This is a genomic window from Mesorhizobium sp. A556, assembly GCF_054489545.1.
This window is the reverse complement of record NZ_JBTMXA010000021.1, coordinates 19,729-31,157: the sequence shown is the minus strand read 5'-3', so window position 1 is coordinate 31,157 and position 11,429 is coordinate 19,729. Positions and strand designations below refer to the sequence as shown.

At 60.7% G+C, this 11,429-nt stretch carries 8 protein-coding genes and 1 pseudogene; 5 read left to right on the top strand and 4 right to left on the bottom strand.

Annotation, left to right across the window (positions count from 1 at the left end):
• Nucleotides 1-16: 16 nt before the first annotated feature.
• From ACX3P0_RS23590 to ACX3P0_RS23575, 4 genes and pseudogenes are all read right to left on the bottom strand, one after another.
• Complete coding sequence (locus tag ACX3P0_RS23590; RefSeq protein WP_459092431.1) at nucleotides 17-1,372, bottom strand: mercuric reductase; 1,356 nt, start codon at nucleotides 1,370-1,372, stop codon at nucleotides 17-19.
• A 29-nt stretch (nucleotides 1,373-1,401) separates the two neighbouring features.
• The gene (locus ACX3P0_RS23585) at nucleotides 1,402-2,808 is read right to left on the bottom strand and encodes a glucoamylase family protein (RefSeq protein ID WP_459092429.1); all 1,407 of its coding nucleotides are present in this window, start codon (nucleotides 2,806-2,808) and stop codon (nucleotides 1,402-1,404) included.
• Between the two features lie 321 nt (nucleotides 2,809-3,129).
• Nucleotides 3,130-3,220 (bottom strand): annotated as a pseudogene (locus tag ACX3P0_RS23580) (transposase); the annotation flags it as partial.
• Nucleotides 3,221-3,973: 753 nt separating this feature from the next.
• Complete coding sequence (locus ACX3P0_RS23575) at nucleotides 3,974-4,753, bottom strand: helix-turn-helix transcriptional regulator (protein WP_459082341.1); 780 nt, start codon at nucleotides 4,751-4,753, stop codon at nucleotides 3,974-3,976.
• Between the two features lie 113 nt (nucleotides 4,754-4,866).
• Between ACX3P0_RS23575 and ACX3P0_RS23570 the strand changes: the two genes are divergently transcribed.
• Genes ACX3P0_RS23570 through ACX3P0_RS23550 form a run of 5 tightly spaced genes read left to right on the top strand, consistent with a single transcriptional unit; the run spans nucleotide 4,867 to nucleotide 11,357 of the window.
• On the top strand, nucleotides 4,867-6,996 hold the full coding sequence (locus ACX3P0_RS23570) for a hydantoinase/oxoprolinase family protein (protein ID WP_459092427.1): 2,130 nt from the start codon (nucleotides 4,867-4,869) through the stop codon (nucleotides 6,994-6,996).
• A gap of 13 nt (nucleotides 6,997-7,009) precedes the next feature.
• A complete protein-coding gene (locus tag ACX3P0_RS23565) occupies nucleotides 7,010-9,205 on the top strand; it encodes a hydantoinase B/oxoprolinase family protein (protein ID WP_459092425.1) in 2,196 nt (731 codons plus the stop codon).
• Between the two features lie 6 nt (nucleotides 9,206-9,211).
• Nucleotides 9,212-9,706, top strand: a complete 495-nt coding sequence (locus tag ACX3P0_RS23560; RefSeq protein WP_459092424.1) for an acetone carboxylase subunit gamma — start codon at nucleotides 9,212-9,214, stop codon at nucleotides 9,704-9,706.
• A 4-nt stretch (nucleotides 9,707-9,710) separates the two neighbouring features.
• The gene (locus ACX3P0_RS23555; protein WP_459092423.1) at nucleotides 9,711-10,481 is read left to right on the top strand and encodes a glucose 1-dehydrogenase; all 771 of its coding nucleotides are present in this window, start codon (nucleotides 9,711-9,713) and stop codon (nucleotides 10,479-10,481) included.
• A gap of 48 nt (nucleotides 10,482-10,529) precedes the next feature.
• The gene (locus ACX3P0_RS23550) at nucleotides 10,530-11,357 is read left to right on the top strand and encodes an SDR family NAD(P)-dependent oxidoreductase (RefSeq protein WP_459082346.1); all 828 of its coding nucleotides are present in this window, start codon (nucleotides 10,530-10,532) and stop codon (nucleotides 11,355-11,357) included.
• Nucleotides 11,358-11,429 lie beyond the last annotated feature (72 nt).

Below are 11,429 nucleotides of genomic sequence, written 5' to 3'. Positions count from 1 at the left end.
CACATGGCGACGCAGGTCATTGAACTTGTGTGGCATTCGGGCAGTCCTGTCCGGTGGGGACCGCTTCTCTAAACGTCAAAGCCCGATCCCTGCAACAAGGTCCTTCCTCGTCATCTGCGATTGCTCGATCCACATCGTGCATCGGGATCGTAAAGGTCTTGACCGGAATATCCCGCTCGCGCGCTTGTCGTACATAGAGACCGACATGGGCGATCTCCGGATCGGTGTAGGTGCACCAGGGAATCGTCAGAGCGCTGAGCCGTCGGCGACCGAGAAGTAACGCGTTGTGAACCACGATGCGTGCCGACGCATCGGCGGTATCGTTGAACTTGTCGTCGAGACAGACATCACCGGCAGCATAAATGCGTCGATTGGTGGTCTGAAGAAAATCGTTGACGTGGACGCCAGAGTTGGCGTCGTAATCAACGCCTGCGGCTTCCAGATTCAGGTGGTCGACACTGGGTACTCGGCCGGTGCCGATAAGGATGGCATCAACAGTAATCGTACTCTTGTAATCGTCGCTGACTAGATCGACGATCTTCTGACCATTTTGTGATTTCACGTTAATGACTTGCGTATTGAGCCTCACCTCGACGCCGTCGCGGGCCAAGGCGTCGGACAGGATCTGGGCCGCGTCGCGCTCCTCCCTGGGCAGGAAAAGCGGTGGCTTTTGCACGATGACGGTATGTGCGCCGAAGCGGCGGAACGCTTGCGCCATCTCGCAACCGAGCGGCCCACCGCCGATGACAAGAAGACGGCGCGGCAGCTCAGTCTGGTCGAAGACATTCTGGTTGGTCAGATAACCAGCTTCGGCGAGACCGGGAATAGAGGGCGTGTCCGGTCGTGCGCCAGTGGCGATCACCGCTCTTTTGAAGTGCAGCGTCGCTCCGTCGTCCACCTTCAGCATGTCGCTTGCCGTGAATCTCGCCTGGCCGAAGAACACGTCCACGCCGGCGGTTGTCAGCCGACGCACTGAATCGGCGCTGCTGATGCGGCTACGGATAGCGCGCATCCGTTGCATGACCTCGGAAAATTCTACGCTGATATCGGCCGGGATGCGCGCACCGTACAAATCGGCGTGCCGCATCTCGGCGTAGAGCCGTGAAGTACGGATAATGGATTTGGACGGCACGCAGCCGATGTTCAGGCAGGTGCCGCCGAGCAGATGACGCTCGATCAAGGCAACCTTGGCGCCCATTGCCGTCGCAGCATACGCCGCCGCCAATCCCGCCGTACCGGCGCCGATGATCACCAAGCCATATCGGCCGGCAGGCTGTGGATTGTGCCAATCAACCGGGCGTACGTTACTCAACCGTTCGTGCTCGTAAGCATCATCCGGGGCGGTCGAGATTAGTTTGCTAAACTCTTGCAATTGCTGTCGTCCATGGATCCAAGTAGTTTCTACAGCCAGCCGCCGCGGAATCCGGCGCGCCGCAATCCTGCGCCGATGTAGTTACAGCTCCGCGTCAGTCGCCAGATCAGTTGCGTTCGATAATTCTCGATCATCATCACCACGATCCCCTGGTCGAGGCCGAAGTGGCCGGCGGAAGCCCAGGCGCCATTTCCCGCGCTCGTGAGTGTTGGATTAAAACTGCTCGTGTATTGCTCGGTTGACAGCATTTCGGGATAGCGGCGGAGCATCTCGCGCGCAGCGCATAAGGCAATCTCGGGTGCGAACGGCAGCGACGCCAGCGCGGACCACCCGCCAAGCGTGCCGTCATCGGGCCCATAAGGCACGCCACGCGCCGCATAGCCGAACAGGCGATGCCGCCTTGTCGATGACGGCGGCTGATCGCTTGGGCCGTCACAGGCTGTCAGGCCCCAGCAACTTTCGTCATAGCCAACGAAACGGTGGGGATTGCGCCGCGTGTACTCGCGCTGAACTTCGATGGCGCGCCGGCTATTTTCGAAATAATTGCACTTCTTCTCGCGCATGAAACGATCCCGGATGTCGCGAAAGTCGATCCATGCGTGGGAGAACTGATGGACGAACAATGGTCCGGCATACAGAAAATCGTGGCCATACAAATTCTCCCATTGGTAGGTCCCGGTCCATGCTTCATAGCTGTGCGCCTCTAGTGGATGTGTTGGCGAACCCAGCGCGAGCACATAGAGCACGATAGCCTCGTTGTAGCCCTCCCAACCGTAGTGCAGGAACCCACACTCCGGCTTCCAGCCTAGTCGAATGGTTGTCTCGCCGCCCAGCGCCCAGATCCAGTCGATGCGGCGGTAAAGCGTATCAACGATCCGGCGCAATTCCGATTCCTCGTCGCTATCCGAATCGAAATACGCGCTGGCCGTCAAGGCGCCCGCAATCAGCAACGCCGTGTCGACCATCGACAATTCGCAGCGCCAGACGCGCACACCTGTCCGAATGTCGAGGAAGTGGTAGTAGAAGCCTTTATACCCGGTTGCTCCGGGGTCGCCGCTCTGATCGCTGTCGCTGAAGAAACGTAACACGGAAAGGCTGCGGCTGACCGCATCCGCACGCGTCATCCAGCCGCGCTCTACCGCGGCTGGATAGACCGACAGCGCAAACCCGACGACGGCAATGCTGCATGGCGAGTTTTCGCGCGAGGTATCGGCAACCAACCCATTGGCCGGATTGACCGACTGCAAGAAGTAGCCAAACGCGGCGCGCTGCAGACGGTCGAGCAGCGCTTCGTCACTTTGCCTTTTACCCACCGGCATCTGCGTCGCGCCGCAGTGATGTTCGGAAACCGTTGGATTACATTTAGAGAACGGGCGTGACGACTTGCCGGTGTCGACAAGGAACTTCATCGCATTTTTCAACGTGAACGCGGCCATCAATCATTTGATTTAGGATTAGAGGTTTGGTTCCCAGCGAAACGATTTCGTTTGGCAATAGAAGACGATCTTTGCCGTTTTATCCTTCGTCGCCTATCGCGGTGGTCCGCAATTTCGTCGAAGAGGATAAAGGCATCAGTGTTTTTGATTCTGATCGGCGAGGACGTATCGGAACGGCTGGGCGTGACGCCGTGCGGTCCGGGCGATTCTATCTCGCCGCCCGAAATGCGCCTACAGGGGTCGCGACGGCGTGATCCAGCCGGTTGCCGAGCCGGCCATCCCGCGCTTCGCGGCGCCAGTTGAAGACCTGGTTCGCATTCACATCGTAGCGGCGCGCGACCAGCGATACCGATGTGCCTGGCTGATAACTCTCCTCGACAATCCGCCATTTGTCGGCGCGGCTCCAGCGCCGTCCTACGGATCGCTTGCGGCGGGGTGTCTGAGGCGCAGGATGAAGCACTGGTACCTCGACGTCCAGAGCTCCGGAATTGCTGACAACAGGTGAAGGGGGTTGTCCAGTCATCAGTACGCAGTGTCCATTCCAAAACAGTGGACACGCTCACACTCAATCACACTCTGCGCGCCCCAACCGCGAAACTACGGTAATCGGGCGCGGCTCAATAGGCGGCCAAGATCGGACGCGTACGCGGCGACTGCTACTGGTTCGCGATTGTGCCGCCGATGATCGCGCCTAGCCCGAAGCCCGCCAGCGGATTCCAAAGCCCATTATTGTGGCGACGATACCCGGTCTCATGTGTTTCTTGACCGCGATGGCTGTTCCAGTACCTGGCTGGCCATATGGGTGCGGCACGCAAGGGATCCGCGCTGCTTCAGAGAATCGCAGTTTGTGGCCGATGTGGCCGCCGGATGACAATGGAAACGTATTTGAGATGCGGAGCGATTGGAGGCGATGAAACGAGGAGATTCTGGGCGGTGGAAAAGATCGAAACGAGTGCTGCAGCGAACAGATTGACCTCGCCCACCTGTGATCGGCCAGCGTCTGGATCGAAGATCAAGCCTTCGCGTATGAGGCGAGTGCTCAGATGGTTCAGTGGAATGCGTTACCCGAACTTATCGAATACGGTCATCGAAGGTAGGTTTGGCCCCGGGAAGCCACGCGGCGTCACATGGAAGGGCGCAGGCGACTGGCTGACCACTTCTTTCATCAGGTCTGCGGCAGGTGTTGAAAGAACTGAAGGAACAGTTCTCGTTCCGTCGTGATGTCGAGCTTTTCATAGATGCGTCGGCGGTGGTTTTTTACCGTGCCGACGGTAATGCCCAACCGGCTTGAAACGGTCACGGTCGGGTGCCCGGCGAGGACCAACTGGACGAGTTCGCGTTCGCGCTGACTGAGTTCGGGCCAGAGCCCGTCGCCGATAATCGGCTCCTTGCGGGGCGTAGCGCCGATTCCGACGGGTGCGGTGGTGCGCGAGAAATCGGGGGCGCGTGCCTTAATGTCGAGCGCGTGCAGGGATGCGAATACGGGAAGGCGATCATTCAGCGTCAAGATCTCGCTGTCGCGGAACGGCTTTGTCGAACGGTCGAGGAAAATGCCGAGGCACCAGTCGCCGCCGTCTTCGAGCAGGATGCCGACTTCGTCGCAAATCTCCGACTGTGCTAGAAATTCAGCGATGTAGCGGCCGCGTTTCACCTCGTCGTCGGCCAACCGCTTCAGAGGGACGATGCCACGCCGGCGTTCGCGCCGCCACCAGGCGTAGAACGGGTCGAACACGTAATAGTCATTAAGGTAGCGGCGCACCATTTCGTCGGAAAAACGCCGGTGCTTGACGAACTCAGGCATCTTGGTGGCCGAGTAACGGGTCACGGTCACGAGGTCGTGCGGCACGTCGGCGCCGATCAGGTCGATCAGGCAATCGACATGATCCTGCGTGCCGCTCGCTGCGATCGCCTTTGCCAGCGGTTCCCAGACCTTGCCCATGCGCATGATGTTTTTTCGGCCCTCCCTGCCTGTCCGTCATTGTGTCTTTAGGCATATGGCGTCAAGTCGTCGCCCAGATCTAGGCTAGGGTCAACTTAACAAATCCCTGGAAGGCGACCGTGACCCAGCCAATTGTGATCGGTATCGACGCCGGCGGCACCATGACCGACACCATCCTTGTCGATGCCGACGGACACTTCAAGATCGGTAAGTCGGCAACGACGCCCAAGAACGAGGCGGAAGGGTTTCTGGCTTCGGCCGAGGACGCGGCGGATGCCTGGGGCATTTCGCTGGAGGCCTTATTCTCGGGCGTCAACGTCGTGCTCTACTCGGGCACCGGCATGCTCAACACGTTGTTGTCGCGCACGGGCAAAAAGCTGGGCCTGATAACCACCAAGGGTCTCGAAGACATGATCCTGATGGGGCGCGGGCTGCAGGCCTGGGCCGACTATTCCTACGCCGACCGGTTGCATGCGGTGACGCATCATCATCCCGATCCGCTGGTGCCGCGCCGGCGCACCCATGGCGTCACCGAGCGCATCGACCAGTTCGGCGACATCGTGCTGCCGCTCTACGAGCATGAGGTTTCGGCAGCGGCAAAAAAGCTGATTGCCGACAAGGTGGATGCGATCTGCATCATGACTATCTTCTCGCACGTCAACCCGACGCATGAAAAGCGCATCGCTGAAATCTGCCGCGAGGAGATCGCGGCGGTCGGCGCGGATATCCTCGTCTACACCTCGCATGAAGTGCGGCCCGTCATCCGCGAGCAGTCGCGGCTGAACAGCGTGCTGATCGAGGCCTATGCGACGTCGCGCGGCCGCATGCAGCTCAAGGGTATCGAGGACGTTTCCAAGAAATACGGCTTCAAGTATGGCGTGCAAACACTTTTGTCCTTCGGCGGGCTGACCTCGATCGACCACCCGCGCCTGCACGAGACGATGATTTCCGGCCCGATCGGCGGCATTCTCGGTGCTGCCTATGTCGGCAAGCTGATCGGCAACGATAATCTTATCTGCTCGGATATGGGCGGTACTTCCTTCGACATGGGCGTCATCACCCGCGGCCAGACGCGCATCGAGAACGAGCCGCTGATGGCTCGCTTCAAGCTCAACGTGCCGACGCTCTCTCTCGATACGATCGGCGCGGGCGCGGGCATGATCCTCAAGGTCGATCCGCTGACCAAAAAGGTTTCTCTGGGGCCTGAAAGCGCTGGCTCGGACCCCGGTCCAATATGCTTTGCCAAGGGCGGAACCGAACCGACAATCGCCGATTGCGACGCCATTCTCGGGCGGCTGAACCCATATTATTTCCTTGGCGGCAAGGTCATTTTGGAAGTCGACAAGGCCCGCAAGGCGTTCAAGCAGAAATGTGCCGATATTCTCGGCGTCGGGGTCGAGGAAGCTGCCGAAGGCATGATCGAGATGCTGGAAGACGACGCCAACAATGCGCTACGGCGCGTGATTTCCGGGCAGGGCATCCACCCTTCCGAATTCACCTTGCTTTCCTATGGCGGCTCGGGGCCGCTGCATCTGGCCGGCTGCTCGCGCGGAATTGGCTTCAAGGACATCATCACCTTCCAGTTCGCAGCTGCATTCTCGGCCTTCGGCTGCACCACTGCCGACTTCATGCGCAGGCACTCCGTTTCCACCCAGATCGATATTTCCGCAAAGGCACATGATCAGGCGCTGGAGGAGTACGGGGCAAAGGTCACCGCTGTCTGGGACGACCTGACCAAGGCCGCAGTGGACGAGATGCTCGTCGACGGGCACCCCCGCGACAAGATCAAGACCGTGCCGTTCCTGATGATGCGCTATACCGGCCAATTGGAGGACGTCGAGGTCATGGCACCACTGTCGGCCATTCGCACCGCCGATGACATGCGCAAGGTCATCGACGAGTTCGAGGCAGTCTATGCCAAGGTCAACCATCGGGTTTCGCGCTACGGCGAAGCTGGCTTCTCGATCACCGAACTGGGGCTGGTCGCTACCGCCGACAAGGTCAAGCCGGTGCTGGCAAGGCGGCCGCTGGGAAAATCTGACCCATCGCCAGCCCACAAAGGCGTGCGCGAAGCCTACATCGGTGGCCGCTGGCACAAGACCAACCTCTATGAGATGGACCTTTTGCAACCCGGCCACGAGGTTGTCGGGCCGGCGATCGTCGAGCATCCCGCCACCACGCTCGTCGTTCACCCGCAAGACCGCGTCTTCGTCGATGAATGGACGCTACTCCACTACACCCATGCTTGAGAGGGCAACCAACATGCTGGACAAACCTGCCTCGGCGCTGGGCCTTCACGATAGGCTGCTCGAATCCGAACGGCTGATGGAAGACACCGGCTGCTACGACGGCATCACGGAACTGAGCCTGCGCAACCAGGACCCGCTAAAGTTCGAGACGCTGCACACCAAGCTGCGCGCCTACTGCGTGTCTGCCCGCGAAATGGCCCGCCGCATCTCGGCCTCTCCAGGTGTGCGTGAGGTCGGCGAAATGGTGGTGGCCATCTACACGCCCGAAGGCGACGCCATCGCGCTTTCCAATGGCATCATGGTGCACGTTCACACGATGAGCCGATTCATCAAATGGATGATTAAGAACGACTACGAGAAGAACCCGCAAATCCGCGATGGTGACATCTTCGCCAACAACGACGCCTTCATCGGCACGGTGCAGGTTCCCGACGTCATGGACGTGGTGCCGATCTTCCATGAGGGAACGCTGGTCGGCTGGGCCGGGGCGGTCTGTCACGAACTGGAGGCGGGCGGCATCACGCCCGGCGGCGACGTGGCGCTGGCGCAGGAGCGCTTCACCGAGGGCCTGTTCGTCTGCGCCGAGAAGATCGGCGAGAACGACGAGATCCGCCGTGACTATGTCATCCGCTGCGAGCGCAACCTGCGCATGCCCATTTACTGGGTGCTGGACGAGAAGGCCAAGGTAGCCTCCTGCATCGACATGCGCGAAAGCGTAAAGGCGCTGATCGACGAGATTGGCCTCGACTACTGGATGAAGGTGTCGAAGGAATTCATCGAGGAAGGTCGACGTGCCCAGCTTGCCCGCACGCGTCAACTCACGGTGCCAGGCATTTACCGTGGCCACACCTTCTATGGCCATGTTACCAAGGGCAAGCCCGGCTACCAGCCGCTGGGCGAGCCAGATTGGCTCTACAACATTCCTATCGAGATGGAGATCACCACAGACGGCACCATCATCATGGACTTCGAGGGCACCCAGCCCTGGGGCTACCACTCGATGAACTGCACGCCGGCCGGGATGGACGGTGGCATGTTCGTGACGCTAACGCAGCACATGAATTTCGAGGGCCTGGTCAATGACGGGGCCTGGATGGCGACCCACACCAAGCTGCCCTACGGCACCTGGACCAATCCCGACAACGAAATGGTGGCGACGGCAACGTCGTGGGCGCTGCTGCTTCCGGCTTATGGCGTGTTCCAGCGGCTGTTGTCGCGCTCCTTCATCGCGCGCGGCTATGTCGAGGAGGCCTTCGTTGGCCAGGTCAACAGCCCGATGATCGAGATGGGCGGCACCAGCCAGTACGGCACGCCGTTCGGCATGGCGCATTTCGAGTGCGCCGCGGCAGGCTCGGGAGCGCTGGCCATCAAGGACGGGCTCGATACCGCCTATGTCGGCTGGAATCCGGAAAGCGACATGGGCAATATAGAGGTCTGGGAACAGTCGATGCCGATGGTCTATATCGGCCGCTCCATCGTCGCCAATTCCGGCGGCGCCGGCAAATATCGCGGCGGCTGCTCGTTTGTCTCGACCTGGGTCATCAACAAGACTGATCATTTGCGTCTTGTCACGTCGGAGCATTCCTCCCGCGTCTTCGACAATGGCGGCTTGTGTGGCGGCTATCCGGCTCCGACCTGCCAGAAGCACCACGCCGTGCGCAACAGCAACATCCATGAGCTTGCCGAAAAGCGAGCGCCGCTGGCGCATGCGCCGGGCACCAACCCCTATCGCTCGGACCTTGAATTGCGTTTCGGAGGTGAGCACACGACGATCGAGGGGCCTTACATCACCGCGCCGCACAAGGCCGGCGACATCTTCAGCCATTCCTACAATGGCGGCGGTGGTTATGGCGATGTGCTGGAACGCGACCCACTCAAGACGGCCATAGATGTCGAAAACGGGTTCCTGACCACGCAAGCTGCACACGACGTGTTCGGCATCGTGCTGAACGACGACGAGGACGGTTACCCGCGCGCCGACCTGGAGGCCACGGGCCGTCGCCGCAGTGAAATGCGGGAGGACCGTCTGGCCAAAGCGGTGCCGGTATCCGAGTGGATCGCCGGTGAGCGAGGGCGCGTCGAAAAGGCCGATTTCGCGCCGGAAGTGCGCAGGATGTATGCGAGCGCAATGAAGCTTTCGGCGCGTTTCACCAAGGACTTTTCCGATTTCTGGAATGTCGACGGCAAGTCGGCTTTCAGCGTGGAGTGACCGGATATGACTTCATACAGCAAGGAAGTGATCGGCGACCTGGTGGCGGGCAAGCTGCCTTGGCAGCAGACCAAGCGCATTATGAGCGCCTACAAGGATGACGACCGTTTCTTCAAATATGTCGCCGTGCTGCAGGACCGCGTTGGCTGGCATGACCCGATCCTGCTGCCAGTCAGCGACCATCTGTTCATCTGCCAGAGCGGCGATGAGCGGGTGACCAAATGTGAATGCGGCCATTCCTTCGGCGACTATCGCAAGAACTGGAAGCTGCAGGCGGCGATCAACGTGCGCGATACCGAGGAGAGCCTGCGCGAAATCTATCCGAACAGCGACATACCCGATCCGGCTTGGATGGAAATCCGCGAATTCATCTGCCCGGAATGCGGAACGCTGCATGAGGTGGAGGCCGCCGCGCCCGGTTACCCGATCGTCCACGATTTTGAGCCGGACCTTGAGGGGTTCTATCGCGACTGGCTGGGGAAGCCGCTCCAAGGAGGTTGATGGCGTGAATCGCGTACAGGGTAAGGTGGCGCTCGTCACCGGGGCCGGCATGGGCCTCGGGCGGGCGTCGTCGTTGTTGCTGGCAGGCGAGGGCGCGGCTGTTGTCGTGACCGATATCGATGAGGGCGCCGCGCGGCAGACGGCCGAACTGGTCGAGGGGATGGGCGCGTCCAGCCTGCATATCCATCACGATGTCGCCAAGGAGGAAGACTGGCCGCGCGTCATGGCGGCGATTGAGGAAAAGTTCGGGCGGCTCGACGTGCTGGTCAACAATGCCGGCATTGCGGTCGCCAAGAACATCGAGGAAACGACGCTCGAGGAATGGCGGCGCACGATGGCCATCAACCTGGACGGCGTGTTTTTCGGCTGCCGGCAGGGCATCGCGCTGATGAAAAAGAGCGACGGCGGCTCGATCATCAACCTTTCGTCCATCGACGGCATTATCGGCGAAGCCGATCTTGCCGCCTATTGCGCATCGAAGGGCGGGGTGCGCACGCTGACCAAGGCGGTCGCCGTGCACTGTGCGGAAAAGGGCTATCGCATCCGCTGCAATTCGATCCATCCAGGCTACATCTGGACGCCGCAGACGGAAAATTATCTTCGCGACCTCGGCAAGCTGGAGGCAGAAAAAGCCAGGGCGCTGTCGCGCCATCCCATCGGCTTCCTCGGCGAACCCAACGACATCGCCTACATGGTGCTTTACCTCGCCTCGGATGAATCGAAATTCGTCACCGGTTCCGAAATGGTGGTCGATGGAGGCTATCTTGCGGTGTGATCTCGGCGTTTCTCGCCGTGGAGGTCCGACATACGGAGGTTTTCACGAATGACCGATCTCTCCGGGCGTAGCGCCATCATCACTGGTGGGTTTTCCGGCATGGGCTTTGCAATCGCCACCGCGCTCGCCAAGGCCGGCGCGAATGTCGCCGTCGGCTCCTATGTCGCGCCTGCCGGTGCGACCCGGACCGATGCGGCCTACTATCCCGGTGCCGACGAAATCGAGCGGGTAGGGGCGGCCCTTTCTGCCCACGGCACAAAAATCCACGCCGCGCATCTGGATGTGCGCGACAGCGAAGCGACCGCAGGCTTCGTGGCAGACGCGGTAGCGTCCATTGGGCCGGCCGACATCCTCGTCAACGCCGCCGGCACGACCGCCGAGCAGCCGGTATGCGGCCATTCCGACGAGCTATGGGAGAAGATCGTCGACACCAACCTCACCGGCGCGTTCCGGGTCATCCGCGCCCTGCTGCCCGGCATGATCGAACGCCGCTGGGGGCGCATCGTCAATATCGGATCGACCGCCGCCACGGTCGGCTGGAAGGACAACCCTGCGTATTGCGCGTCCAAGGCCGGCCTGCTCGGCCTGACCCGTTGTGTGGCGCTGGAGGGGGCCGCGCATGGCGTCACCTGCACCATGATCAGCCCTACCTGGGTGGAGACGGAATTGATGCGCCGCAACGTGGCGCAAGTCGTTGAGCGCGAGGGCAAGGGGCGCAGCGCCGAAGACCTGATGGACGAATTCCGCAAAGCCAATCCACAAGGCCGCATGATGCAGCCGGAGGAAATCGCAGCCCTTGCCGCCTTCCTGTGTTCGGATGCAGCCAAGGGCATTACGATGGAGAATATCCAGATTACCGGCGGCGCGCTCTGGTAGCGTGTCTGCTCAGAGGTTCGGCCTTCACGGGAGGAGGTCAGGGCGAAGACGAGTGAAAGTCAAACCGACAGG